The sequence below is a fragment of the Vreelandella nigrificans genome, assembly GCF_002374315.1.
Classification (GTDB): domain Bacteria; phylum Pseudomonadota; class Gammaproteobacteria; order Pseudomonadales; family Halomonadaceae; genus Vreelandella; species Vreelandella nigrificans.
Map to the genome: position 1 here is coordinate 143,264 of NZ_NWUX01000002.1, position 26,448 is coordinate 169,711.

The 26,448-nt window shown below is 54.2% G+C and carries 24 protein-coding genes; 11 read left to right on the forward strand and 13 right to left on the reverse strand.

Annotation, left to right across the window (positions count from 1 at the left end; all coding sequences use genetic code 11):
• The first annotated feature begins 126 nt into the window (after positions 1 to 126).
• From CPA45_RS03840 to CPA45_RS03860, 5 genes are all read left to right on the forward strand, one after another.
• Complete coding sequence (locus CPA45_RS03840) at positions 127 to 1,074, forward strand: LysR family transcriptional regulator (RefSeq protein ID WP_096650322.1); 948 nt, start codon at positions 127 to 129, stop codon at positions 1,072 to 1,074.
• A gap of 201 nt (positions 1,075 to 1,275) precedes the next feature.
• The gene (locus CPA45_RS03845) at positions 1,276 to 2,049 is read left to right on the forward strand and encodes a pseudouridine synthase (RefSeq protein ID WP_096650323.1); all 774 of its coding nucleotides are present in this window, start codon (positions 1,276 to 1,278) and stop codon (positions 2,047 to 2,049) included.
• Positions 2,050 to 2,063: 14 nt separating this feature from the next.
• On the forward strand, positions 2,064 to 2,924 hold the full coding sequence (gene tcdA / locus CPA45_RS03850) for a tRNA cyclic N6-threonylcarbamoyladenosine(37) synthase TcdA (RefSeq protein ID WP_096650324.1): 861 nt from the start codon (positions 2,064 to 2,066) through the stop codon (positions 2,922 to 2,924).
• Positions 2,921 to 3,139, forward strand: coding sequence for a DUF1653 domain-containing protein (locus CPA45_RS03855; protein ID WP_096650325.1), 219 nt, complete (start codon positions 2,921 to 2,923; stop codon positions 3,137 to 3,139). Before tcdA ends, CPA45_RS03855 begins: the two co-directional genes overlap by 4 nt.
• Positions 3,140 to 3,166: 27 nt before the next feature.
• Positions 3,167 to 5,218 (forward strand): RecQ family ATP-dependent DNA helicase, encoded by a 2,052-nt coding sequence (locus CPA45_RS03860; protein ID WP_096650326.1) that lies wholly within the window; start codon positions 3,167 to 3,169, stop codon positions 5,216 to 5,218.
• Between the two features lie 28 nt (positions 5,219 to 5,246).
• On the opposite strand, the gene zigA is transcribed toward CPA45_RS03860, so the two are convergent.
• The 5 genes from zigA to CPA45_RS03885 form a co-directional block, all read right to left on the reverse strand.
• Complete coding sequence (zigA, locus tag CPA45_RS03865) at positions 5,247 to 6,473, reverse strand: zinc metallochaperone GTPase ZigA (protein ID WP_096650327.1); 1,227 nt, start codon at positions 6,471 to 6,473, stop codon at positions 5,247 to 5,249.
• Positions 6,474 to 6,627: 154 nt separating this feature from the next.
• On the reverse strand, positions 6,628 to 8,115 hold the full coding sequence (locus CPA45_RS03870) for an amidase (RefSeq protein WP_096650328.1): 1,488 nt from the start codon (positions 8,113 to 8,115) through the stop codon (positions 6,628 to 6,630).
• A 448-nt stretch (positions 8,116 to 8,563) separates the two neighbouring features.
• A complete protein-coding gene (locus tag CPA45_RS03875; protein ID WP_096650329.1) occupies positions 8,564 to 8,839 on the reverse strand; it encodes a TIGR03643 family protein in 276 nt (91 codons plus the stop codon).
• Positions 8,840 to 8,993: 154 nt separating this feature from the next.
• Positions 8,994 to 9,608, reverse strand: a complete 615-nt coding sequence (locus CPA45_RS03880; RefSeq protein WP_096650330.1) for a class I SAM-dependent methyltransferase — start codon at positions 9,606 to 9,608, stop codon at positions 8,994 to 8,996.
• 21 nt (positions 9,609 to 9,629) lie between these two features.
• Positions 9,630 to 10,574 carry a helix-turn-helix domain-containing protein gene (locus CPA45_RS03885; protein ID WP_096650331.1) on the reverse strand — a complete coding sequence of 315 codons (945 nt, stop codon included), beginning with the start codon at positions 10,572 to 10,574 and terminating at the stop codon, positions 9,630 to 9,632.
• Between the two features lie 333 nt (positions 10,575 to 10,907).
• On the opposite strand from CPA45_RS03885, the gene CPA45_RS03890 reads away from it, so the two are divergent.
• The 5 genes from CPA45_RS03890 to CPA45_RS03910 all read left to right on the forward strand — a co-directional run bounded on the left by CPA45_RS03890 (position 10,908) and on the right by CPA45_RS03910 (position 17,486).
• Positions 10,908 to 12,323: an ethanolamine ammonia-lyase subunit EutB gene (locus tag CPA45_RS03890; RefSeq protein WP_096650332.1), complete on the forward strand. Its 1,416-nt coding sequence runs from the start codon at positions 10,908 to 10,910 to the stop codon at positions 12,321 to 12,323.
• Positions 12,313 to 13,161, forward strand: coding sequence for an ethanolamine ammonia-lyase subunit EutC (gene eutC / locus CPA45_RS03895; protein WP_244287520.1), 849 nt, complete (start codon positions 12,313 to 12,315; stop codon positions 13,159 to 13,161). The genes CPA45_RS03890 and eutC overlap by 11 nt, the downstream gene beginning before the upstream one ends.
• Before the next feature lie 188 nt (positions 13,162 to 13,349).
• Positions 13,350 to 14,789, forward strand: a complete 1,440-nt coding sequence (eat, locus tag CPA45_RS03900; RefSeq protein ID WP_096650334.1) for an ethanolamine permease — start codon at positions 13,350 to 13,352, stop codon at positions 14,787 to 14,789.
• A gap of 182 nt (positions 14,790 to 14,971) precedes the next feature.
• Complete coding sequence (aceK, locus tag CPA45_RS03905) at positions 14,972 to 16,738, forward strand: bifunctional isocitrate dehydrogenase kinase/phosphatase (protein ID WP_096650335.1); 1,767 nt, start codon at positions 14,972 to 14,974, stop codon at positions 16,736 to 16,738.
• Positions 16,739 to 16,772: 34 nt separating this feature from the next.
• Positions 16,773 to 17,486 (forward strand): SIR2 family NAD-dependent protein deacylase, encoded by a 714-nt coding sequence (locus tag CPA45_RS03910; protein WP_096650336.1) that lies wholly within the window; start codon positions 16,773 to 16,775, stop codon positions 17,484 to 17,486.
• A 5-nt stretch (positions 17,487 to 17,491) separates the two neighbouring features.
• Here the strand turns inward: CPA45_RS03910 and bioA are convergent, their stop codons facing one another.
• Genes bioA through bioB form a run of 6 tightly spaced genes read right to left on the reverse strand, consistent with a single transcriptional unit; the run spans position 17,492 to position 23,263 of the window.
• On the reverse strand, positions 17,492 to 18,763 hold the full coding sequence (gene bioA, locus CPA45_RS03915) for an adenosylmethionine--8-amino-7-oxononanoate transaminase (RefSeq protein WP_096650337.1): 1,272 nt from the start codon (positions 18,761 to 18,763) through the stop codon (positions 17,492 to 17,494).
• A complete protein-coding gene (bioD, locus tag CPA45_RS03920; RefSeq protein ID WP_096650338.1) occupies positions 18,760 to 19,485 on the reverse strand; it encodes a dethiobiotin synthase in 726 nt (241 codons plus the stop codon). The genes bioA and bioD overlap by 4 nt, the downstream gene beginning before the upstream one ends.
• Positions 19,482 to 20,273, reverse strand: a complete 792-nt coding sequence (locus tag CPA45_RS03925; RefSeq protein WP_096650339.1) for a methyltransferase domain-containing protein — start codon at positions 20,271 to 20,273, stop codon at positions 19,482 to 19,484. The genes bioD and CPA45_RS03925 overlap by 4 nt, the downstream gene beginning before the upstream one ends.
• Positions 20,270 to 21,052 (reverse strand): alpha/beta fold hydrolase, encoded by a 783-nt coding sequence (locus CPA45_RS03930; RefSeq protein WP_096650340.1) that lies wholly within the window; start codon positions 21,050 to 21,052, stop codon positions 20,270 to 20,272. Before CPA45_RS03930 ends, CPA45_RS03925 begins: the two co-directional genes overlap by 4 nt.
• Positions 21,040 to 22,194 carry an 8-amino-7-oxononanoate synthase gene (bioF, locus tag CPA45_RS03935; RefSeq protein WP_096650341.1) on the reverse strand — a complete coding sequence of 385 codons (1,155 nt, stop codon included), beginning with the start codon at positions 22,192 to 22,194 and terminating at the stop codon, positions 21,040 to 21,042. Before bioF ends, CPA45_RS03930 begins: the two co-directional genes overlap by 13 nt.
• Positions 22,181 to 23,263 carry a biotin synthase BioB gene (gene bioB, locus CPA45_RS03940; RefSeq protein WP_096650342.1) on the reverse strand — a complete coding sequence of 361 codons (1,083 nt, stop codon included), beginning with the start codon at positions 23,261 to 23,263 and terminating at the stop codon, positions 22,181 to 22,183. The genes bioF and bioB overlap by 14 nt, the downstream gene beginning before the upstream one ends.
• Positions 23,264 to 23,456: 193 nt before the next feature.
• Between bioB and CPA45_RS03945 the strand changes: the two genes are divergently transcribed.
• A complete protein-coding gene (locus CPA45_RS03945) occupies positions 23,457 to 24,266 on the forward strand; it encodes a tRNA-uridine aminocarboxypropyltransferase (RefSeq protein WP_096650592.1) in 810 nt (269 codons plus the stop codon).
• On the opposite strand, the gene CPA45_RS03950 is transcribed toward CPA45_RS03945, so the two are convergent.
• Positions 24,263 to 25,168, reverse strand: a complete 906-nt coding sequence (locus CPA45_RS03950) for a DMT family transporter (protein ID WP_096650343.1) — start codon at positions 25,166 to 25,168, stop codon at positions 24,263 to 24,265. The genes CPA45_RS03945 and CPA45_RS03950 overlap by 4 nt on opposite strands.
• The gene (locus CPA45_RS03955; RefSeq protein WP_096650344.1) at positions 25,165 to 26,418 is read right to left on the reverse strand and encodes a TraB/GumN family protein; all 1,254 of its coding nucleotides are present in this window, start codon (positions 26,416 to 26,418) and stop codon (positions 25,165 to 25,167) included. The genes CPA45_RS03950 and CPA45_RS03955 overlap by 4 nt, the downstream gene beginning before the upstream one ends.
• Between the last annotated feature and the right edge of the window lie 30 nt (positions 26,419 to 26,448).

Sequence of the window (26,448 nt, forward strand, 5' to 3'; positions counted from 1 at the left end):
TTATGAGTTGTTATTTTTCCACCACTTCAAGCTAGGCTATTGATCAGGGATGCCACAAGTGCAATGTTTAGAATTTATCATTGCCGTTTTGGCAATGCTTGTTCACCATTACGCAATGGAGGTGTCATGAACCCACGGGTGCTACAAGAAACCGCGTTACGCTACTTTCTCGAAGTGGTGCGCTGTGGCTCTATCAGCGAAGCCTCGGGAAAGCTTAACGTGGCGCCCTCGGCGATTAGCCGGCAGATCGCCCGGCTGGAGAGTGAGCTGGGTACTTTATTGTTTGAGCGGCGGGCAAGGGGGATGGTACCCAGTGCGGCAGGAGAGTTGTTGGCGGTACATGCCCGCCATATGCAGCTCGAAGCCGACCGTATTGGTAGCGAAATATTGGCCCTGCACGGGCTCCAGCGGGGCAAAGTGCGTCTGGCCAGTTCAGAAGGTTTTGCGGTGGATTTTTTACCCGCGGCTATCGCTGCCTTTCGCAAGCGTTATAGCGGCATTCACTTTCATTTGATGGTAGGGGCACCTTCTGAAGCTACCCGCTATGTTAGAGAGGGTGAGGCTGACATAGGCATTACCTTCAGCCTCAAACCTGAAGCGGATATAAATGTTGCTCTTAGGCAGCCCGCACCGATTATGGCTCTGGTTTCACCGCACCATGAATTAGCAGCGAAGAAGCATATATCCTTAGCTCAGCTTCAGCGCTATCCGCTAGCATTGCCATCACCTGAAACAACGTTGCGTCAGCTATTTGATATCTGCTGTAGCCGCCAGAATTTAGCGTTTGAATCCATCTTTAGCAGCGATTACACCGAAGCGTTGATTAACTTCGCCATACTGGGGGGAGGGGTGGCGCTTGCCGGTGAGGTTTCCGTTCGTTACCGGATTCATCAACAGCGTGTGGTGGCTATTCCTATTCGTGACCAGGGGATGGACTCGCGCTTTGTCGAAGTCCAAACCTTGGCCAAACGTACCTTGCCGAGTGCGACACAGGCATTTCTAGAGTTTTTAAAAACACAGATTCCACCAGGCAATCTACCGCTGCTACCCGAGGTGGCTAATCCGCTTACTTAACCGACTGATCAGATTGTTTCGCTATAATAAATACAATAAACGTAGGGTCATTACTAACGCCAATTGCCCGCGTGAAGCGTATTTGAAAAGTCCTCGAAAGCCCTGGAAAAGTTTTGAAGAGAAATTGGGTGGATGACATCTCGCGGCCGAGCCGCGACAATGGCGCCCTGTTTTTGTTATTAGCCACTACCGGGGAAAGTTATGACGCCACTTAACATCCTCTATCAGGATGAGCATCTGGTTGCGGTGCATAAGCCGTCAGGACTTTTGGTGCATCGCTCGGCGTTGGCCCGTGGCGAAACGGAGTTTCTGCTTCAACGGCTGCGTGATCAGCTCGGTAAGCGAGTCTATCCCGTTCACCGGCTAGACCGACCTACGTCAGGGGTGATGGTATTTGCGCTCTCCTCGTCAGTGGCGGGCCTGCTCAGCGATGCCTTTAGCGAGCGGCAGGTAGAAAAGCGCTATTTGGCGGTGGTGCGAGGTAAAGCCCCAGAAAGTGAGCGTTTGGACTACCCTCTGCGGGAAGAAGATGGCACACGTCCCAAGGCTGAGATGCCCGCCATGCCAGCGATGACCGATGTCCGCCGCCTGGATAGCGTTGAGCTACCGGTGCAGGTCGATCGCTATCAAGTCGCGCGTTATTCGCTAGTGGAAGCGCGGCCGCTGACCGGTCGGCGCCATCAGATTCGCCGCCATCTGTCACGGCGTGGCTACCCGATCATTGGCGATGCCAAGCACGGGAAAAGTGTCCACAATCGCTTTTTTGCCGAACAACTGAACGCACCACGCTTACTGCTGGCGGCCACCTACTTGGCCTTCGACCATCCACTGCTCGACAAGCGTGTACAATTAAGCTGCGCCCTGGATGACACCATGACCGCGCTATTTAATCACCTTGGTTGGGCAGGGCATTTGCCCCTGGATAGTATTCGAACGCCGCCCCACGCCATGCCTTCAGCCCTGCAAGCGCTATGAGTGAGTCTATTTCTATGTCCTCTGCTGTGCCATCGAACGAGCCAATTTCCATCTCTGGGGATTACGACTTTCGCTTTGGCGGAATTCGTCGCCTCTACGGACAACGTGCTGCTGAAGCATTTCGTCATGCCCATGTGGTGGTGGTAGGAGTCGGTGGGGTGGGTAGCTGGACGGTGGAAGCGCTGGCGCGCTCAGGTATTGGCAAGCTAACGCTGATTGATCTGGATGACGTGTGCGTTTCTAACGTTAACCGCCAGCTCCATGCGCTTGATGGCACTATTGGTCAACCCAAGGTGGAAGTGCTTGCTGAGCGCTGCCGTTTGATTGCCCCTGAGATGGAGGTTATCGCCGACAGCGCTTTTGTTACACCTACTAACTTGGGCGAGCGTATCCCCGATGACACGGATCACGTAGTGGATGCCATCGACAGTGTTATCGCCAAAGCCGCGCTGATTGCCTGGTGCAAACGACGCAAAATTCCCATCACCGTAACGGGGGCGGCAGGTGGGCAAACGGATCCGACGCGCATTCAAGTCGCCGACCTCACTCGCACTGAGCACGACCCGCTGCTCTCCAAGGTGCGTTCGCGGCTGCGCCGGGATTACGGTTTCTCGCGCAACCCCAAGCGGCGCTTCTCGGTAGAGTGCGTTTACTCTGACGAGCAGTTGGTTTACCCCAGCGGTGATGGCGAGGTGTGCTTGCAAAAGCCGGGCAGCGGTGACGCCACGCGACTGGACTGCGCTTCTGGATTTGGCGCCGCCACTTTTCTGACCGGCACTTTTGGCTTCGTAGCTGCCTCAAAAGTGCTTGAACGTCTTGCCAAAAAAGCCAATCAGCCAGCCGCTGTAAACGTCACTAAAAAGGAAAGTGAATGACCACGCCAGTTCCTGGTATTTACCGCCACTACAAAGGCAATCTGTACGAAGTACTCGGCACCGCCCAGCACAGTGAAAGCGAAGAGCATGTCGTGGTCTATCGCGCCCTTTATGGCGATTATGGCCTCTGGGTACGCCCGCTTGAGATGTTTACGGAATCGGTGACCAAAGATGGCCGTAGCCAGCCACGCTTTGCGCTGGATAAAGCGTTTTAGGATTTTTATATCCGCCCAGGAGTATTTATGACACCGCGCTCGCCCCAGCAAACGCTGAAGGACGTATTTGGTTTTGACGACTTTCGTGGCGGCCAGCAGGCGGTGGTGTCCAGGGTGTTGGACGGGCACTCAACAGCGGCGATTTTTGCCACCGGCGCGGGGAAGTCACTGTGCTATCAGCTCCCGGCGCTACATTTACCGTATTTAACCTTGGTGGTATCACCGCTGTTGGCGCTGATGCAGGACCAACTGGGGTTTCTGGTGCGGCACGGTGTGGCCGCGGCCAGCATTGATTCCACTCAAGACCGCGACACTACCCAGGATGTGATGGAGCGTGCCAAAAGCGGCGAACTGAAAATCCTTATGATTTCGGTAGAGCGGCTTAAGAACGAGCGTTTTCGCCATTTTTTACGTCAGGTTCAGATATCGCTGCTGGTGGTTGATGAAGCCCACTGTCTTTCCGAATGGGGACATAACTTTCGCCCTGATTACTTAAAACTGCCGGACTACCAGCGGGACTTCGCCATTCCCCAGGTGCTGCTGCTTACCGCTACTGCGACGCCCACGGTGATTGCTGATATGGGCGAGAAGTTTGCTATCGCGCCAGAGAATGTCATCACCACTGGCTTTTATCGTTCCAATCTCGAATTGCTGGTGGCTCCCGCCATGGAGGATCGCCAGCAGCAGCTGATCAACTGGCTGAAACCACAGATGCAACCGGGACGCGAAGCGCCGACGATTATTTACGTCACCTTGCAACACACCGCTGAACAGGTGGCCAGCGCACTTGCAGCCCAGGGCATCGCCGCCCAGGCATACCACGCTGGGTTGGATTCAAGCCGCCGAGATGAGATCCAGCATCAGTTTATGAGCGGCGCATCGCCCTGCATCGTAGCTACTATTGCCTTTGGCATGGGCATCGATAAAGGCAATATCCGTAACGTGGTGCACTATGACCTGCCCAAATCCATCGAGAACTACAGCCAGGAGATTGGCCGGGCAGGGCGCGATGGTCAGCCTTCCACCTGCCTGACCATGGCCGGTCGCGATGGCCTGCGGGTGCTGGAAAACTTCGTTTACGGCGACACCCCCGAGTACGCGGGCATTGTCCGCTTGCTGGAAGAGATCTCCACAGCAGGCCAAGCACCTGATCGCCAGTGGGAGGTGCTGCTTAATACACTCTCCCGCGACACTAATATTCGCCTGCTGCCGCTTAAAACACTTTTGGTTCGTCTTGAAATGCACGGTGTGATTGCACCACGCTTTGCGTTTCTAGCCGAGTATCGGCTGCGCTACCACCTTGAGCCTAGTGAGTTGGTAAATCGTTTTGTAGGCGAGCGTGCGGCATTTGTACGCCTGCTGGTCGACAATATTCCAATGGCTCGTACCTGGGGGACGGTAGATTTCGAGCGTCTGCACAGTGCGGGGCAGGCCCAGCAGATTGACGCTTCCCGTGCCCGCGTAATTACCGCTCTTGAGTACTTTCAGGATAAGGGATGGCTGACCCTGGAAGGCAAGCGGATGACCGATGTCTACGAGATCTGTCAGCCGAGCTTTTCCATTGAAACGCTGGCGAACCAGCTGTATGAAGACTGCCTCAATCGTGAACGTATTGAAATTGAGCGGCTGCAATCGATGCTAGCGCTGTTTGAATCGGAGAGTTGCCTAACACGGCGGTTGGCCATGCACTTTGGTGATAGTACCTTTGGTGATAGTACCTTTGGCGATAGCGCTTTTGATGCGCCAAGCGATGCATCACTTCAGACTGAGCAAAGCCGCTGTGGCCACTGCTCGGTGTGTTACGGCCACCCGGTAAAACTCCCAGGTGCACCGCCACAGCCTGAATTAACGGCTGCTGATTTTCAGCGCTACGCAACGCCGCTAATTGAGCATCATACTGAAAAGGTCGGCCAGCCGCCCAATGCACAGCGGCTGGCGCACTTCCTGTGTGGGTTAACCATGCCGATCTTCACCCCACTCAAAGCACGTAGCCTTAACGGCTTTGCAGTCTTTGAGCAGCGCACCTACCCGGAGGTGCACCAGTGGGCGGAGAGCTACTTAGCTCACGCTGACAGTTGATGGTGTGTGGGTCGATATTGGCTACACCCTACTCCCAAGCAGGGAAGGGATCAGGCAGTTGCTTCCACGCTTCCATGCCTTTCAGTAGTTCATCTTCGCTTAATAGGCAGGCATCCAATGCCTCGCGCATTTTGGCTTGATCCAGATTCTGACCGATGAACACCAGCTCTTGGCGCATATCGCCAAACGGTTCTTCCCATTTCTCCTGGATGAATTGACGATACTCTGGGTCGCTGGGCCAGCGCTCTTCGGGAATCGCCTTCCAGAACATACCGGCTACACCGTGGTGGGCGATACCTCCGGCCTGACTCCACTGACCAGCCCACTGCGGGCGAGTGGCCAGCCAGAAAAAACCTTTTGAGCGTAGCAGCCCCTTGCCAAACCAGTCGGCGTGCAGCAGGTCATGGAATTTAGCTGGGTGAAATGGCCTACGGGCATGGTAGGCAAAACTACCGATGCCATACTCTTCGGTTTCCGGTACGTGCTCTCCGCGCATCTCTTTGAGCCAGCCGGGCGCTTGCTGGGCACGCTCAAAGTTGAACTTGCCGGTATCCAACACTTTGTCCAGCGGCACGCCGCCTTGGGTAATCGGAACGAGTTCGGCATCGGGGTTCAGCGAGTGCAAAATCGCCTTCAGAGCCTCAAGCTCTTGTTTGCTGATCAGGTCGGTCTTACTGATTAACAGTACATCGCAAAATTCGATCTGATCGACCAACAGGTCGGCGACATTGCGTTCGTCTTCCTCACCTAAACTCTCGCCTGCCTCTGCAAGGCTTTGCGCTTCGCGATATTGGGCAAGAAAGTTGGCTCCATCAACGACAGTGACCAACGTATCTAGCCGTGCTACATGGGAAAGGCTCTGGCCACTTTCATCTTCAAAGGTAAAGGTTTCCGCCACGGGCAGCGGCTCGGAAATCCCGGTTGACTCTATGACTAGGTAATCGAACTTGCCTTCTCGTGCCAGTTGACTGACTTCTTCTAATAAGTCTTCACGCAGGGTGCAGCAGATGCAGCCATTGCTCATCTCTACCAAGCGCTCTTCGGAGCGGTTCAGAGCAATATCGCCATCTAACGTCGACTCACCAGGGCCTCCGCGCACTAGTGCACCGTCGATATTCACCTCGCTCATATCGTTAACGATCACGGCTACGCGGCGCCCTTCACGGTTGGCAAGAATATGATTGAGTACGGTGGTTTTACCGGCACCAAGAAAACCCGAGAGCACGGTCACGGGGAGTGGAGTAAATGCGGTCATTGCTAGACAACCTCTAAATGGGTTTGTGTTATGTGATAATATAACAATAAAGAGGTTGCTATAGAAAGGTCTGTTTTGGAAGTGTATGTAACATGGGCAAAGAAACGCTGGTTTAAAAAGAGCTGGATTACCAGAGGTAGCAATCTTTAGACCTTTAAAAGCCCATAAACCCTTCAGCACTGCTGATGGGCCTGGCCTGGGTGAGATAGTCAAGGTCGATGCGTGGCCGCTCCAGGGAAGTATCGCCGGTAAATAGAATCTCCAATTCTCGGGCGAAGGCGAGCGTCTGCAGGTCGCTGCCACGCCGACCGATAATCTGCAGGCCAAATGGCAAGCCGTTACGGTCGCGCCCGGTGGGTAAGGTTACTGAAGGATGACCCGCCAGAGTTGAGGCGTAGGCCATGGAGAGCCAGTGATAGTAGCTCTGCGTGGGTTGCCCATCAACCTCGGTAGGGTAGAGTTCATGCCAGTCGCGGGGGCTAATGGTAGCGGTCGGCGCGAGGACAAAGTCGTACTGCTCGAAAAACTGCTGCCAGTGGCGGTAAAGCGTCGTCTGGTTAGTCATCGCACGAACCACGTCGAGGGCGGAATAGCCTTCGCCTTCCTGGACGTTGTCGCGCACGTTCGGCCCTACTTTATCTGGGTATTGTTGCAGCAGCTCTCGGTGATGACCGGAGAAACCCAGCGCACGAAGAATCGCGAACGTATCGTCGGCCTGTAAGCACTCGGGGTGGGTGTCATCCAGTTGCCCGAATACATGGCCAAAGCGCTGAAGCTTGTCACTAAAACTATCGGCGACCAGCTTCTCCGTCATGGTGAAACCGAAGTCCGACGTGAAGGCTACACGGGCGCTGCAGAGATCATAGTGGGGTAGATGGCGAAATGGCTCGGGGTGGTAGGCTGCTTGTCCATCGATAACGGGCACCCAGGGGTCGCGGCGGTCGGGGCGGATCATTGTTGAGAGCATGAGCGCGGCATCGTCTACGGTGCGGGCCATGGGGCCACTCAACGACATTGGTAGCCAGCCCATCGGACGGTTATGCCCAGGAACAACACCAGGAGACGGACGAAAGCCGACTACGCCACAAAACGCCGCTGGGGTACGCAAGCTGCCACCGGTATCTGAACCGGTGGCTAACGGTGCCATACCACAAGCAAGAGCAACAGCAGAACCGCCGGAAGAGCCGGCAGCAGAGCGGGTAAGGTCGAAGGGATTGGCAGTGACACCATAAACCGCATTACGGGTATTGCCTCCGGCGCTCCACTCGGGGTTATTGGTTTTACCCATCACCACGGCGCCTTCCTGGCGTAGCTGGGCCACCATTGCATCGTCACCTTGGGCAGTATTGTCGGCGTAAATTTGGCTGCCGAAGGTGGTGGGTAACCCGGCAACATCGACCATATCTTTCACACATAACGGCAGCCCATGCAGAGCCCCCAACCTTTCACCACCATCAATGGCATGTTGAGCCTTGCGAGCGGCCAGGCGCATGGCGTCAAAGTTCTGCGCTACCAGCGCATTGACAGCAGGGTTGACTGCCTCTGTGCGGGCGATGCAGCTTTCAGTCAGCTCGATTGCAGAGAGTTGTTTGGAGGCCATCAGGCGGCGTGCTTCAACAGCACTTAGGTCACAAGGATTCATTGATTTATCCCTATCAAAATATCGAGTTAGCTAGCGGGTGCAAAGGCGGTGAAAGCCCAGGAACGCCCCGGTGCTGCGTCAATCAATTGACGCGTGTAAGCCGCTTAAGGGCTGACTAATGCTGGCTGTATCGGCCCATACTCAACCGTGCCAAGTTAGCCCATCACTCAGTGTAAAAAAGTCCTATGTCATTCGCCAATACCGTGAAAAGCATCACGGCATCCATTTTGAATTAATGGTGGCCTCTTCCACCGGGGTGACACAGAGGGTATGCGAAGGATTGCTAATTGAACCTGCACTAGTAAACAACTATCTCACTACCTTGGTGTATGTTGCGGCCTGCAAAGGAGGTAATGTTAATTGGCGACGTGTCAGTGCGTCATCTAAGTGAGGGTGCTGAGTTAGTCCCTATTCGAGATCGAGAAATGTGTAGTCGCTGGGTTTGAGATCAGCGCTTATATTGCGTCGGGCAGTAGCCGCGTATGACATCTGTTGATCGCAGGGAGGTATGTTTGGTCGCTCGGCCAGTAACGCGCTTGCGCCAAAGGCGGAATGACGCAGGCTTTAACTGATTTCTCATCACTTCAATCACGTCTGGCTCAGCAAGGCCAAACAGTGTCTCGATGGCTTCAAATGGCGTGCGGTCTTCCCAGGCCATTTCAATAATTCGGGATTGCTCGTCGTCAGGTAGATGGCGAAAACGTTCCACGATAGCTTTAGGCATGAGACACCCTAAATATTGAGTAATAGAGGGAAATTATTGTACCACTGTTATGCAAAGTGTGTGGCAGTGTACTAGAAGTGGCAGTAGGCTGCACGCGATGCGAGAAGTAGGCCATTTGTCTGAAACAATGCGTGATCCATACTGAGCATTTGATCTACTTTATGGCTAACAGCGCACGGAAAAGCCCATTCATCAATACGGGTTCATCTCGGCGGATGTTAAAACCAGCCTGTTGGATAAGAGGCGTTGCTTGGCGGGTAATATCTGTGGCGATAAGCGATGTAATGGCGTTCAACGCTCGACGACCTAGTCCAGCAGTATGAGTATCGGGTTGAAATTTATCCATGACACAGAGCTGGCCACTGTTCCTCAACACTCGGTGTGCTTCGGCTAGCCCCTGTTCTGGGTTTGGCATTACCGCCAAAATAAGGTGCATGATTACCACATCGAAGTGCTCATCTGGATACTCTAGCGCGGCTGCATCCATCACGCGACACTCAACATCCCGCCGTGCCTTCTCTGCCCGTTCACGGGCGCGCTTTACCATGGCTGGTGTTAAGTCCGTAAGGTGTGCTTCGAGCTCGTGGGGCAAGTAAGGCAGGTCTAAACCGGTCCCAGCACCCACCAGCAAAACGCGCATACCGGGCTCCCAGTCAACTTGGCCAAGTGCGATTCTGCGCGGTTTACAAAATGCTTTGGTTGCTACCAGGTCGTATACCGGTGCATAGATGCTATAACGCAGGCGATTCCAGGTTGTTGTATTTATCATAAATTCCCTTTGATAGCGCGGTTAACAAGCTGTACTTAATGTCTGTGACGGGCACTCGCCAAACTGCTGCTTGTAGTCATGGGCAAACTGCCCCAAGTGCCAAAATCCCCAGTAGGTGGCAATGTCGGTTACCGTTTGTGGCGGCCTTGCAGCGCGTAGGGCACGCCTTACCCGGTTTAGCCGCGTTAAGCGTAGGAACTGCAGCGGACTAATACCTAAAATGGTGGTAAAGCTGTACTGCAGTGTTCGCCTGCTTACATGGGTAAGCTCGCAAAGTGCATCTATGGTCATAGGCCCTTCAAGGTGTTCATCTACATAGCTCTTTACCCGGTCAACTACGGCTTTACGGTGGGCATAACTGGGCGGCAGCTCATGGCTGGGATGATTCGCCTGCAGTAGCTCAAGAAGCCCTGTTAACAGAATGTCTTGATGGATATTTTCTGCTATCACACCTTGTTGATGGGTGAGCAGCCGTTCAAGTAAAAACGAGATAGCTCGCAGCGTGGCCGGGTCTGCATGGCGTCGTGGTGAGCAGTGCCATTTCTCATCGATCACAATACCTTGGCGCTTCGCAGCTGCTTGGAGCAGTGGTAGCCGAATTACCAAACCATAAATATTGAAAGCTTCTGGCGTTACTAGTTCAAAATCGCGCCCGCCGGGTCGGCACATTATCTCGTGCACTTCTAATGCCTGACCGTTGATCCGAGAGTCATTTGGTTGTGGTGGAATTCCCAGCCATAGCGAGTCTTCCCACACTCGGCACTCTTGGCGCAGCGCCTGGCCGGTATGCTCTTTAAATACCTGAATGGCCGGTAGCGCAATTTCATCCAGCCGGCCGTAAAAGCGGCCTGGGCTTAGTTGGTCATACTGCTGCTGCCAGCGGGTCAGGTTCTGAGCATGCTCGTCGGCATCAAATGCTTCTTGTGTGCACTTTTTTGGTGCGATGTCTTGGCTCGTCAAGGTCATCTGAAGCTCCAGTGGGCGTGATGAAGGCGCTATCACGTCGCATGCTTATTGTTAATTCATTGTATTTATTCTGTTTTTCATAATTGTGGCAGGTTTGCCGAAACTCGATACTCCCCGTCTATTGATAGCGCTATTGTGAGAACAAGCAAGTTTTGTTCCTCAACGCGCATGCTGCGCACTTGTTTTGAGGCTGTGCAGCTGTATTTGACATGTTGAACATAAAGCAGCTGTCTTTGACATAGTTCGTTTGGACATAGCTAGTTTTGACATAGTTAGTTTCGAAATAGCTAGTTTTGAAATAGTCGGCTTTGAAATATAAAAAAGGAAGGTCATATGGCGCAGACCTATCACACCACTGTGGGAAGCCGCCGCTATCGCTTTAACGGTTTGGCTGAGTTGATGGCTAAGGCGACACCTCCTCGCTCCGGGGACCGGTTGGCAGGCGTGATCGCTGAATCTGCGGAAGAGCGGGTAGTGGCACAAATGGTGCTAGCGGAGCTGCCACTCACCACATTTTTAAATGATGTGCTGATTCCCTACGAGCAAGATGAGATTACGCGATTAATTATCGATGACCATGATACGAACGCTTTTGCGCCGTTGCGTCATCTAACGGTTGGTGACTTTCGTAATTGGCTGTTATCTGACCACGCGACCAGCGACGTGTTAGCTGCTGTACGCGCTGGCATTACCCCTGAAATGGCGGCAGCTGTCAGCAAATTGATGCGTAATCAGGATTTGATGCTGGTAGCCAAAAAGTGCCAGGTGACGACGGCATTTCGCAATACGATTGGTTTGCCGGGGCGACTATCGACGCGTCTGCAGCCTAATCATCCCACTGATGACGTCACTGGCATTGCCGCCAGTATCCTGGATGGCCTGCTGTATGGAAGCGGGGATGCAGTGATTGGCATCAACCCTGCTACTGATAATGTCGCCCAAAGCGTCAAACTGATGAGGCTGATGGATGATGTCATTCAGAAGTACGAGATTCCCACCCAGTCCTGTGTACTCACCCATGTTACCAACACACTGGAAGCGATTGAGCAGGGCGCGCCGGTAGATCTCGTCTTTCAATCCATCGGTGGTACCGAAGCCACCAACCGTAGTTTTGGTTTTGATTTAAGCACCTTGGCGGAAGCCGAAGCAGCAGCTCAGACACTGAATAGGGGGACGGTCGGGCGCAATGTGATGTATTTCGAAACCGGCCAGGGTAGTTCACTTTCTGCTGATGCCCACCATGGTCTGGATCAACAAACCTGCGAAGCTCGAGCCTACGCCGTGGCGCGTAAGTTCAATCCGTTGCTGGTGAATACGGTAGTGGGATTTATTGGCCCTGAGTATTTGTACGATGGCAAAGAGATTACTCGAGCGGGCTTGGAAGATCACTTTTGTGGAAAATTGCTAGGTGTGCCGATGGGCTGTGACGTGTGTTATACCAACCACGCTAGTGCCGATCAGAATGATATGGACAATCTGCTGACGCTGTTAGGCGTGGCGGGTTGTAGCTTTGTGATGGGCATCCCCGGCTCGGATGACATCATGCTCAACTACCAAACGACCTCTTTCCACGATGCGCTTTACGCAAGGCGTGTGCTTGGCCTAAAAGCAGCCCCGGAATTCGAGGAGTGGCTGGCGAAAATGCAGATCTTTCAAGATGTTTCTGCATACCGATTAAATGACCAACTACCCGCTGCCTTCGCGAATAGCCTGCGCCACCTGCCGAAGGAGCCTTCCCGTGACGCCTGATAATAGAGCGAAGGCTCTCTCTCCAACTATCGTCATCGAAAACCCTTGGGAGCGATTAAGGGCGTTTACCGACGCCCGTATTGGGCTTGGCCGCGCGGGTGTCAGCTTGCCTACTAAACAGCTATTAGCCTTTCAGCTTGCCCACGCCCAGGCTCAAGATGCGGTTCACTGCCCCCTTGAGTGCGATGCACTGGCCAGCGAGCTAATCGAGACACTTAGCCTGAGTGTGCCGCCTATTCGACTGCACAGCCAAGCGGAAGATCGCGCCATGTATCTGCAACGGCCGGACTATGGACGCCGCTTAAGTGATGGCTCACGGCAGCAGTTGCAGCAGGCCACAGAAAGCGGCCAGCGCTTTGACTTGGCCGTAGTCATTGTTGATGGGTTATCGGCGCTGGCGGTGCAGCAGAACAGCGCACCGTTCCTCACGGCACTGCATCGCGCTTTTGCCCACGACCAGAATGAGTGGCAACTGGCACCGCTGACGGTAGTAGAGCAGGGGCGTGTAGCTATTGGCGATGAGGTGGGTGCGCTACTGAACGCCGATGCAGTGTTGGTGATGATTGGCGAGCGACCAGGGTTAAGCTCCCCAGATAGCCTTGGGCTGTATATGACCTGGGCACCCGAAGTGGGCCTAAAAGATGACCGCCGTAACTGTATTTCTAACGTTCGCCCAGCGGGGCTGAAACCAGAAGAGGCTGCTCGGCGGTTATTGCTGCTGCTGGCAGAGGCTCGCCAACGAAAACTGTCTGGCGTCCAACTGAAAGACCGCAGCGAGGACAGCGTACTAGAAGGCGCAGCAGGTGGCTCAACGCAGAATTTCCTGGTGGCTGATTAACAGACATTCAGTTGCTACGCGCAACACACAAATAATAAGACACAAACAACAATACAGGTAACAAGTCACAACAACACATGAGTCGCAAAACATAAATAGCAACGCTCCTAACAACAATACGGAACCAACGCCCCAACTCAGCACGCCGCTGACAACGATTGCGTTCCACACTGAAAAGGGCAAGACAAATGACACAACCTCCTGTAGATCAAGCGTATCTGGCCAAACGCCAGCTACGTAAAGGTACCGCTGGCTGGCTATTATTGGCAGGGCTTGGGGTTTCTTACGTAATTTCCGGTGACTTTGCTGGTTGGAATTTCGGTATTGCCGAAGCGGGCTGGGGCGGCTTTGCAATTGCCGCTTGCTTAATGGCGCTCATGTACTTGGCGTTGGTGCTGTCACTCGCGGAAATGTCAGCAGCGATACCCGCCGCCGGTGGTGGCTATAGTTTTGCTCGCCAAGCGATGGGTCCCACGGGCGGCTATTTAACGGGACTGGCAGTACTGATTGAGTACGCCCTTGCGCCTGCTGCCATTGTGATTTTCATTGGCTCGGCAGTGGAAGCGTTACTGGGCATTAACGGACCGATGGTGTATCTGCTGTTCTATGCGGTATTTATCGGTATTCACCTGGCGGGGGTCGGTGAAGCACTAAAAGTGATGATGGTGATTAGCGGCTTGGCTGTATTTGCGATTCTCGCGACAGCGGTGGCGCTGATAGGCAATTTTGATTCTGCGAATTTATTTGATATTGCGCCTACGGACGCAGCGGGAGCCAGTACCTTTATGCCCTACGGCTGGTATGGCATTTGGGCAGCACTGCCATTTGGCATGTGGCTGTTTTTGGCGGTAGAGGGTGTGCCACTGGCGGCGGAAGAGGCTAAAGATCCGGCGCGGGATATGCCCAGAGGTATTATTGCTGCGATGCTGTTTCTACTCTTCACCGCGCTTTTGGTAGTTGTGCTGCTGGCAGGGGCAGCAGGCGCTGAGATGATTGGCCAAAGTGGTGTGCCGTTAGTAGATGCACTTAATGCGACGGGCAACCCCACGCTTGCCACATTGGTAAACATATTGGGTTTGGCTGGACTGGTAGCCTCGTTTTTCTCGATTATTTACGGCTATAGCCGCCTGGTGTTTGCACTCTCCCGCGCAGGCTACTTGCCAAAGCAACTGTCCCTGACCAGCGGGCGTAAAGTCCCCTATCTGGCGCTAATTGTACCGGGTGTTTTCGGCTTTTTAGCGTCGTTAAGCGGTGAAGGTGACTTGATGTTAGCAATGGCGGTGGTGGGTGCCACGATCTCTTATGCGCTGATGGCACTAAGCCATATTCTGCTGCGCTTAAAGCAGCCAGACCTGCCACGCCCCTATAAAACCCCAGGTGGCATTGTGACCTCCTCCATTGCTCTGGTGCTGGCAATTATTGCTCTCACAGGGGTTTATGCTTTTGACCCTCGCGCGTTTAACTACACCATTGTGCTATTTATTGCTGGTGCGGCGTACTATTTCCTCTACAGCAAAAACAAGCTAGTGGCGAAAACTGCTGAAGAAGAGTTTGCACTGGTGACTACTTTGCCCGAAGAGCTAGACGGTAGCGTGCCTGCTGATGGAGTACCTGTCGTTAAGCTGTAATGACAACACGGATGTAGCTAGGTGAGAAAAGCCTCTGCGCGAATAAGCGCAGAGGCTTTTTTGTCCCGAGCGCTTAAAACAGGATGCCCGCTTGCTAAAAAAGCACGGGTTACCCACCAAGGTCTTCTCGCATGTAGTTTCCCGTTACGCGAAGCTGGAAAAAATAATCAGGAGGCCTGCCCGTGAAACTTTCCCCTGCGTATCGATTAGCAGCCACTATCCTGCATGGATTTGACGAGTACCGTGCACGTTTTAAACAGATCACCATTGATGCTAGCCGCCGCTTTCGAGATGCTGCCTGGCGTGAAGCGCAGCAGGCTTCGGCGGCACGGATAAATCTTTATGAAGAGAAAGTGAACGGTACGCTGGAACGCTTGCAGCGAACCTTTGCCCATGACGTACTAGCGTACTGTGAAACCTGGCGGGAAGGCCGGGAGCACTACGCTCAGATGATCAGCCAGCGGCTTGATTATGAACTGGCAGAGACATTTTTTAACTCTCTGTTCTGTTCGGTGTTTCATCACCGGCACATTCGTAACGACTGGATGTTTGTATATAGCTCCCGGGAGGATGCTGCTCATCACTCCGGTATTGAGCTGTGTCGGAGGCGTGCGGTAAACGGCGATTGGTCAGCGGCACTGGCATGGGCGCTTGAAGAGGCACCGTTTGACAACCCTTTTGCCGATCTCCCACGCGATATTGCGCTAGGGGCAGAGCTGCTGGAAACCCAACTTCCTGATGACATTTGGCGGGCAGAGGATGCCCAGCTAGAGCTATTGAAAAGTGTCTTCTATCGCAACAAAGGTGCTTATTTGGTTGGCCGTATTCTGGGGGGCGGTGAGCAGGTGCCGCTGGTGTTACCGATACTGCACGGCGAAGGCTTTGGTGAGCAACAGGGGGGTGACCCTTGCCTACACTTGGATACAGTGCTGACCGAAACCGATGAAGTCTCAATTATTTTCTCGTTCACACGTGCCTATTTTCAGGTGGATGTGCCGGTGCCAGGGGAGTTTGTTTACTACTTAAAGCAGTTGATGCCCCATAAACCTGAAGGGGAATTATATGCGGCGATCGGCTTTTTTAAGCATGGCAAAACCGAATTTTTCCGAGCGTTAAACCTGCAGGTGGCCAAACGTGAGGATCAGTTTGTGATTGCACCAGGTGTGCGCGGCATGGTGATGGCGGTATTTGTACTACCCAGCTTTCGCACTGTATTCAAGATCATTAAGGATAAGTTCGATCCAGCCAAAGAGGTCACCCACGCTGTGGTGCGCGAGAAGTACCGGTTGGTAAAACGTCACGACCGGGTTGGCCGTATGGCGGATACTCAGGAGTTTTCAAACTTTATCGTACGCCAGGATCACTTTGCACCAGATTGCTTGGAGCACCTGCTAGAGGTAGCACCCTCAACGGTATCGCTTAAAGATGACAAAGTGATTATTAAGCACTGCTATACCGAACGGATGATGACCCCGCTAAATATTTACCTGGAGCAGTGCAGTCCGAATGAGCAAGTAATGGTGCTCAAAGATTATGGCAACGCCATTAAGCAGATGGCGGCGGCCAATATCTTTCCTGGCGACATGCTGCTAAAAAACTTCGGCGTTACCCGCCATGGTCGGGTGATTTTTTATGATTATGATGAGGTGAGCTATCTCACCGAGTGCCGTTTTCGGCACATCCCCAAGTCCTATGGTAATGATTTTCAAGCGGGGGGTGGTGAGAGTTTATCTATTGGCCCCAATGATATTTTTCCAGAGGAGTTCGGGCCATTCATGTTTGCCAACCCTGAGCTACGCGCTCTATTTATGGAGCAGCATCCTGAGTTATTCGACCCTAACTACTGGCTAGAGCTGCAGCAGGCAATTGTCGATGGGCGAGTAATTGATGTTTACCCCTATCGCAATAAGCAGCGTTTCGCGGGAACGATAGGGCAGCTGGTATATTAAAGCGCAATCAGTAGCGACTTAACCGAGGGCAACTATGACAGCACCACCACACTTAGTGGTTTTTACTGGTTCAGGAATTAGCGCCGAAAGTGGTATTAAAACGTTCCGTGCCAGTGATGGCTTATGGGAAGACTACCCGGTCGAGGATGTGGCGACTCCCCAGGCGTGGCAGCGCAATCCGCAGTTGGTGTTGGATTTCTATAATCAGCGCCGCGAGCAGATTCGTAAAGCCAAACCCAATGCGGCCCATAAGGCGCTAGCGGCACTGGAAAAAGATGGCTTTAAGGTGAGTGTTGTTACCCAGAATATTGATGATTTGCACGAACGAGCGGGATCGCGCCATGTGTTGCACTTGCATGGTGAGATTTTGCTGGCGCGCTCATCTGTGGATACGCGGTTGCGTTATCCATTACCCAAGGGCGGCATTGCGCTGGGTGATATTTGTGATAAAGGCAGCCAGCTGCGCCCCGATGTGGTGTGGTTTGGTGAGGCGGTGCCGCTGTTTGAAGACGCCTGCGAACTTGTCAGTCAGGCGGACTTTTTGCTGGTGGTGGGCACCTCCCTGGCGGTGATGCCAGCCGCGTCGCTACTGAATTATATCGACTACGATACGCCTTGCGCGCTGGTTGACCCCGATGCTGATGCATTAACACCACCGGGTGTGCTGGCGATTAACACCACCGCAGGCGAGGGCATTCCTGCGTTGGTGAATCGCTGGAAGCAGCAGGGCAATCTGCTGCTTTCCTGAACTGTTTACTGCTCGAGAAACCATGCCTTCATTACGTTGGTAACCTTCGTCATTTCCGCTTCCGAGGTGATGTAGGCGGGCATGGTATACAGCCAGCGGCCAATGGGACGCAGCCATACGCCACGCTGGCGGGCGAAGTCGCCTACGCCTTTAAGCGCCTCCGGGGAGTGGGCCTCAATGACCGCAGTGGCACCGAGGACACGTACATCGGCTACCTTGCTGTGGGAGCGTAGTTGTTCGTCGTCGATTAGCTCACGACTGAGTAAGTGATTTAACTGGGCAATCTTGCCGAGATAATTCTCTTCCTCAAAGACTCGCAGGCTTTCCAGCGCAACACGGCAGGCCAGCGGATTGCCCATAAAGGTAGGGCCATGCATAAAGGCGTGGTGGGGCGTATCGCCAATAAAGGCGCTATGCACGCGGTCGGTGGCAAGTGTTGCCGCATGGCCTAGGTAACCACCGGTTAGCCCCTTGGATAGCACCATAATGTCTGGGGTAACGTCTGCGTGGTTGGCGGCAAACAGCTTTCCGGTACGGCCAAAGCCAGTGGCCACTTCATCAAAAATCAGTAATACGCCAAACTCATCGCACAGCTTGCGTGCGCCACGCAAGTAGTCTGGCGAGGTCATGTTGAGTCCGCCCGCAGCCTGTAACAGTGGCTCCATCAACAGGGCGGCAATCTCGTGGTGATGTTGTGCTAATACTTCGCGTAGCGCTGCTAAGTCGCAGGCTACCTGCTCAGGCGTAGCGTTGAACGGTGCGGTAGGCGCGGGGGCAAAGTGATGCTGTGGCAGTAGGCTGGCGAACAAGCTATGCATGCCCTCTTCAGGGTCGCAGACTGCCATACAGCCAGTGGTATCGCCATGGTAGGCCTTCATGAGCGAAAGCATCTTGTGCTTTTCGGGATGGCCGATAAGCACCTGATACTGCAGCGCCATTTTCATCGCGACTTCCATACCCACTGAACCGCTATCGGAGTAGAACACATGGTTCAGCCCGGAGGGGGTGATACGCACCAGCTCGCGGGCTAGCTGATCTGCGGGCTCGTGGGTAAGACCGCCGAGCATCACATGACAAAGCTCGCTTGCCTGTTCGCGAATTGCTGCCACTAAACGCGGGTGGCTGTAGCCGTGAATCATGCACCACCAGGAGCAGGTAGCATCCAATAAGCGCTCGCCGCTTTCCAGGGTAAAGTGGCTACCGCTGCCGCCAACTACTTTGGGAGTGGTAGATTGGGTTTTAAGGTGAGCGTACGGGTGCCAAACGGGTGAACTCATAATGCAACTTCCTGATGCGGCGAGGGGGCGTTGAGCAGCGGTGCCAACGATAGATATGGCTGGGCGTGTGCCGCTTCAGCGATAGCCAAATGGGGAATAATACCGAGGCATGGTGCGGCCAGGGTATTTTTGAGCAGCGCAATATTAGCCTCAAAACGCATGTGGTCAGCGGCAAATTCAGGGTCCACCACACTGCCAACCCAACCTACGAGCGTTAAGCCATCGGAGGAGATCACCTCTGCGGTGAGCCGAGCATGGTTAAGGCAGCCCAGTTTAAGCCCTACCACCAGAATAACCGGTAGCTGCAAGGCGCGTGGAATGTCGGAGAAATCTTCATCCGCGTTCAGTGGTACCCGCCATCCGCCGGCACCTTCAATGAGTGTTAGGTCCCGTGACGTATTGCTGAGGGTATCGCGCAGTATGGCGGCAATGCTGTCTATGCTTAGATCAACGCCTGCTTCCTGGGCGGCCAGATGTGGTGCGATAGCCGGAGCAAACGCCCAAGGGTTAACAGTGGCGTATTCGGCCAATGGGGTACTTTGTGCCTGAAGCGCTAGGGCATCACCATTGCGTAGTCCGTCGGGAGTCATACGACTACCTGACGCAATTGGTTTTAGGCCTAGTGTGCTGAGTTTACGTTCGCGAGCAGCGCACAGCAGTGCGCTGGTGGCTAGGGTTTTACCTGCATCGGTATCGGTGCCGGTCACAAAATAAGCGGTCATCGCGTTTTTTCCAGGTGCAGAGTGAAGCAGTGGTAGCTAACGGGCAGGCCCAAAGGGGTGCGTAGGGTTTCAAAGCGCGCCTGAGCAGCGGCCAGTTCCCGCCGGGTAAGCTGAGCATTGGGCCTTGCTACTTGGGCGCCCACACCTTTAATCGAGGCCATGACGGCATTTAGGTCGGGGTAGTAAAACTGCCGCTGCTCGGCTGTGTGCTGAGTCAGTGTCAAACCGCTTTGGGTTACGGCATGTTTAACTGTTTGGGCATCTGGCGTTTGCAGCAGTGCTTCTGGCCGCTGCCAAGTGGTGGCGACTTCTGCCAGTGTGCCGGGCAGCAGTGTGGTGATATACGCTTGGCCACCAGGGATAAGCACCCGCTCAAGTTCACCCATCACGGCGTTTATGTCGCGGCACCACTGAATAGCCAGGTTAGAAAATACCAGGTCAAAACTGTCGTTCTTGAATGGCTGCGCGGCAGCATCACCCTGTTGCCAGGTAATTGCATCGCCATAACATGCCTGGGCATGAGCGAGCATGCCGGGAGCAAGGTCTAGCCCCGTTACCTGGGCCTGGGGGAAGCGTTCTGCCAACCGCTGGGTCCAGTAGCCGGTGCCGCAGCCTAGATCGAGAATATTTGCAGCACGGCTGGGCAGCGCTGGCCATAGCGTTTCGCCAATCTGGCGCTGGGCGTTAGCCAGAGCATCGTAGCGCGGTGCTGCTCTGGAGAAAGCCCGAGCGACATTTGCCTGCCAGTTTGGCATGTGGGCTGTCGGTGAGACTGCAGTGCTGCTCATAGGCTCTCCTTGACGGCCTGCTGACCAATAGTAGTGGCCTGTTCGGCGATGACGGTGGCCAGTAGTGCTGGCTGGGAAAGCATGGGGCAGTGCCCGGAATGGGGGAGTTGAATGGCTTTGCTACGGGCGCTGTCGCCTATTAGCGGATCGTGTTCACCCGCTAAACGCACCACGGGGCATGAGGCATTCAACAAGCGTGGATGGTTATCTAATGTAGATAACCACTCAAGCCCTTGCTCAAGGGTGCGGAGATTTGCGCTAGGAGCATCACCTAACAGTTCGCGTAGCTGCTGATGGATATGGCGGGAGTTAGGTTCTCCCTGGGCCTGCCAGCGTAAAAAGTGCTGCCAAGTAGCGTATGGGTCGCGGTTAAAGGCACGTCGGAAGCTGGCAAGTTCAGTGCTGCTCACGCCGTCATCACTGCAAAAACGCTCTCCTGCACCGATCAGAATCAAGCCTCGCGGAGCGGGTAACTGATCGAGCAGTGCGGTCGCTAATAGCCCGCCCAACGACCAGCCAACCCATATAGCGTCACTAGGCAGTAGGTTTGACATGGTATTGGCAAGGGTGCCAAGCGAGGCTTGCCCTGGCAGTGGCGGTGATTTGCCGTAGCCTGGCCAGTCCACGCTACTGACCTCTAAACTGGCGGGCCAGTGAGGGGCGAGTAGCTGCCAGATGCGCTTATCAACCCCCCAGCCTGAGAGTAGCACCAGATGTTGTGAGTCTAATCCAGGAGAGACTCGGCCAGGAGAGTCTAAGCCAGCAGCTATGCGGGACATACCACGTCCTCACGTAGGCAGCTCTCTAGCCCTTCCAGTAAGCGGTCAATATCGCTAGGGGTGTGGCGGGCGCTGAGCGTAATACGAAGCCGCGCCGCTCCTTTGGGCACCGTGGGTGGCCGAATAGCGCCAACTTGAATACCCAGTTCAGTGAGCCTTGTCGCCCATGTCATGGTGCGCAGTTCGTTACCCAGCAAGAGTGGCTGAATGGGGGTGTGAGAGTTACCGAGTGGTAGTCCAAGCGCTTCGGCCTGCTGACGGAAGTAGTTGATATGTTGTTGGAGTCGCAGGCGGTGTTCGGGCTCATGCTGAACGATCGTTAGCGCTGCTAGGGTCGATGCTGCAATGCTTGGGGGCTGTGCGGTGGTGTACACATAGCTACGAGCAAACTGAGTAATATGCTCAATCAGTGCGGCGTCGCCAGCCACAAAGGCACCAGAAGTCCCCAGCGCTTTGCCCAGAGTACCCACCAAAATAGGCACAGTGTCGCTGTTGAATCCTTCCACACAGCCACTACCATTATTGCCCAGAACGCCCAGGCCATGGGCGTCATCAATCATTAGCCAGGCGTTGTATTGCTGGCTTAATTGGCCAAGGGCGGTAATATCGGCAACGTCACCATCCATGCTAAAAACGCCGTCGCTGACCACTAGGTTGTGAGTGGCGGTACTACGCGACAGCAGGCGCTCTAGATCACTGCTATCGCGGTGATGAAAGCGCCTTGAGCGCGCGCCGCTAAGCGTGGCGCCATCTAGTAGCGAGGCATGGTTCAGACGGTCTTGAAAGATGGCCGTATGTGAGTCGGCCAGTGCCTGTAGAACACCGAGATTGGCCATATAGCCAGTCGAAAACAACAGCGCACGTTCGCGGCCGGTCCAACGCGCTAAGGCGTCTTCCAGGGCGTCGTGAATATCTAAATGGCCGCTGACCAGATGCGATGCTCCGGCACCTGCTCCAAAGCGGCGAGCGCCCTCTGCCTGGGCTGCCTGTACCCGAGGATCGTGGGCTAGGCCGAGGTAATCGTTACCTGCAAAGTCTAGCCAACGGCGGGTGTTTACTAAGCGGCACCGCCAGCGCTGCTCGCGAATACGCTGTTCGCGAGCATTGGCTAAACGCTCTTGCCACGCTTTAGACACTGGCATCTACCGCTAGCTTGGCAGCGCGCTCGGCGTGTACCTGCTGCTGTGCTTGCTGGGCGAGTCGGGCGGCTTGGGTGTCTTCGCTCTCGCAGGTCTCGCGCTTTTCTGGATGTAGTCCCAGTTTGGCAAACAGTGCACGGTCTCGATCTGCCTGGGGATTGCCCGTGGTTAGTAGTTTGTCGCCGTAGAAAATTGAGTTAGCGCCAGCTAAAAACGCTAGAGCTTGGGTTGAGTCACTCATTTGCTCCCGGCCAGCAGAAAGTCGCACGTGGCTCTGTGGCATCATAATGCGGGCCACCGCAATAGCGCGGATAAACTCAATGGGGTCTAGGTCTTCAACATTTTCCAGCGGTGTGCCGGGTACTTTTACCAACATATTAATCGGAACGGATTCCGGGTGCGGCGACAGCTTGGCCAGTTGTTGCAACAGTGCGCTACGATCTTTGGCATCTTCACCCATGCCGAGAATACCGCCAGAACACACTTTCATGCCCGCCTCGCGGACGTTGGCAAGCGTTTCTAATCGGTCGCTGTAGGTACGGGTGGTGATGATTTCACCGTAGTAATCCGGTGAGGTATCCAAGTTATGGTTGTAGTAATCAAGCCCAGCAGTGGCCAGTCGGCTGGCTTGTTCTCCATCGACCATACCCAGCGTCATGCATGTTTCTAAACCTACCGCTTTCACCTGTCGAACCATCTCTTCGACCAGTAACAAGTCCTTATCACGCGGGCTGCGCCAGGCGGCACCCATACAGAAGCGGCTTGCACCAGCCTCCTTGGCAGCTTTGGCTTGAGCCACGACCTTTTCGATTTCCAACAATTTCTCTTTTTCGAGTTTGGTATTGTAGTGGCCGGACTGAGGGCAGTATTTACAGTCTTCCGGGCAGGCGCCGGTTTTGATCGATAATAGGGTGGAAACCTGCACTGCGTTAGCATCAAAGTGTGCCCTATGCACCTGCTGGGCCTTAAACAATAGGTCGTTGAAGGGCAGCGCAAACAGCGCGTTAATCTCTTCCAGCGTCCAGTCGTGACGTGGGGCGGCTGTGCTGGTATTGAAGGCAGTGGCGGTCACGGGTCAACCTTTTTTCTTTTGAAAGTTGACGAGACTTTATCGGCGATGCGCTTTTAGTGTCAACTTTTAAAGATATTTTGGTTTACTGGCCTGGTTGGATAGATTTAGCTGTTAGATTGATCAGTGCTAGGGATTCGTCATGGTGGGCGGCCTGCTTTATACTCTGCGCCCTTTGCTACTCGTTGGAGCGCGGATGTCTGACGCTACGTCACTGCCTACTAGTTTGCTGCTTTCTAGTTCGTTGCCTTCTAGCTCGTCGCCCTCTGAAGAAGACTCTTCCTTGGCGGAGTTCGACCCTGCGACCGGACATCCTCGCCCACCTAGGCGTGAGTTTAAAGCGCGGGGAAGCTTTGTTAAGCGCTGTGAAGGCTGCAACCTGCCTGAGCTTAACTGCCTATGCCCTTATCAGGTGAAAGCGCAAAGCGATGCCCAGGTTTGGCTCATCACTCATCCTCTTGAGCACTTTAAACCGACCAATACTGGCCGGTTGATTAGTGATGTGTTGGCGAATACCAAGGTCTTTACCTGGTATCGAGTCGCGCCTGATGAAGAGCTTGCCGCACTTCTTGAAGACCCGCGTTACGCGCCGTTTGTAATTTTCCCCGATGACCAGCCTGACTACGCCGAGCGGGTGGTGGATATCAACGCTGTGCTTGCCGTTAAGCAGCAGGCGCGTATCCCAGTGTTTGTGATTTTAGATGGCACGTGGCGCCAAGCAAGGCGGATGTTCCGCAAGAGCCCTTACTTGGATAAGTTACCTGTTTTGCCACTGCGCACCGAGCGAGAAACCCGCTACCAGCTGCGCAAGCCTGCTTCTAAGGCACACCTTTGCACAGCGGAAGTGGCCATTGAGTTGTTGCGTCAAAGCGGCGACAAAGTAGCCGCGAACGTGTTGGATGACTACTTCGACGTGTTTAACGACAGTTATGCCGCCAGCCGCTACTACCGTAAAATCGATGAGCAAACCCCCTCCATGCAGAGGCTGCTGGATAGGCAGGGTTAGCGCTGAACACCTGGTAGCCAGCGCAGTATAACTTTGCGTACCCAGTACCAGCGGTTGATGAGTAGGGCAGCAAATATCAGGCTACAACCGAGCAGTTGCAAGGGAGCCATGGTTTCGCCAAACCACCAGGCAGCCAGCAGCGCCGTCCATACCGCCTCAAGCATTAAAATGACCGCTGCATGGCTTGGGGTGGTCATGCCTTGGGCTTTGATCTGCAGGAAAAAACGCAGCGAGCTAGCCAGCAGTACGCTGGCGATAAACCAGCCCAATATTGAGATATTTAACGCCATTGGCTGATGTTCAAACAGCAGTGATAGGCAGGTAAGCACGCTACCTACGGACAATAGCTGCAGTGTGGTCAGGGGAAGGGCGGGTATGTTGCGGACCACCCGAGTATTCACATTAATCAACAGGGCAAAACACAGTGCTGCGCAAACCATGAACAGCTGGCTGGTCTCGACCCTGAAGCCAGCGTTTAAAGACAACAGGGCAAAGCCAATTAATGCTACCGGCAATGCTATCCAGGTGGAGCGCGGTGGGCGATCACCAAATAGCAGCCGTGCGACTACCGGCACTAATAGTATGCCGAGACTGTTGATAAAGGCGCTTTCACCTAGATGGGAAGAGTGCTGTAGACCCAATACCCAAAAGGCAATGGCAGCACTAAATAGAAACCCTACCCATATACCCCGCCAAATTCGGCGAGCAGGCAAGTGTCGCAACGTCGGCCAAGCAAAGCCTAACAAGATAAGCCCCGCAAGCAGAAAGCGTGTGCCTATAAACAGCAGTGGCGGCATACCCGCCAACGCTTCTTTAGAAAAAATCCACCCGCCTGCTGCCAGTATGGTCACCAATAGTAGTAGCGCATCGGCCTGCCACGGCGCTTGTCTTATTGTGCTCACGCAGCGCCGCTACCAAACAGAGCGCCGGCAATTCTAAACCCTGCGACCCAAGTGCCTACCGCTGAGCCAAGCGTAGCTAGAAGAAATACCAGTAAGGTGCGTGAGACACGGTTTTTCCACCAGCCCTTTAACTCCGTAACATCATGGCGCAGAGTAGAGAAGTCGCGGACTTTGGGTTTACGCATAAAAAGCTCTACCCCAGCGGCTACAAAGCCCGCTCCAATAGTAGGGTTAAGTGAGGTAAGTGGCGCTGCAAAAAAAGTGGCGATGACGGTCACTGGGTGGGCAAGGGCGATAATTGTCGCACCTGCAGAAAGAATACCATTGATTAAAAACCACTCGATCACCAACTGCCAGCCAAGCTCGGTATTGCGTGAGAAGCCAATTACGAAGCCTGTAAGTACCAGCAGGGTAATGAGCCAAGGGGTGGCTTTCCACAGCTTTGAGGGTGGTGGCGTTGCTTCTAAGGCTTCACGCTCAACGCTAGGGCGGTCTGGGAGTGGCGCCTCTAGATGTTCTACAGTGCCTTTTAAGTGTCCTGCTCCCAGCACCACTAGCACGTTTTTATAACGCCCTGGAGGTGCGTCTTCGGCTAGCCGTAGCGCCATGTAGCGGTCGCGCTCACGAATAAGTGGGGTATAGAGTGCTTCCGATTCGGCGGCGAACTCGCTGAAGGTCGCTTCAAGCATATCGCCTTCTTTTAGCTTCTCGATATCCTCTTTTGAAACGTCTTGGCGTGACATGACACTGCCAATCAAACCGGAGAAGAGCGAAAATCGCTGCCACCAGGGCACATTACGGTAAATCCGCTTCAGGGTAATGCCAACATCCCTATCGACCAGCAGCAGTGGAAGTGCACGGCTCTGGCAGGCTTCCACCGCCGCGCGCATTTCAGCGCCGGGCTGTATGCCTGACTGCTCGGCAATACGCTGCTGAAAGGCGCCAAGTGCAAGGCTTGCTGCCACCATACCGGCCTTGCCTTGTTTGAATACCTGGAACAGGTCCTGTTCACCCATGGCGTCAGGGTTATTCATGCTGTAGTGGCGGGCATCGCAAAGCTCGATAGCAACAGCGTCAAAGGTACCGCTATCGATAAGGGTGCGGACATCTTCAGCACTTTCCGCCGAAACGTGGGCAGTGCCTAGCAGGGTGTAGTGGGTATTACCCACGGTGACGGTTTTTAAGGGACCGCTGGTAGTTGGCAGGGTATTAGCCGCTGTTGCCAGCGGTGAACTGTTGTCTTGGGTCATGACTATTACTCAATGTATAAAATATGAAAG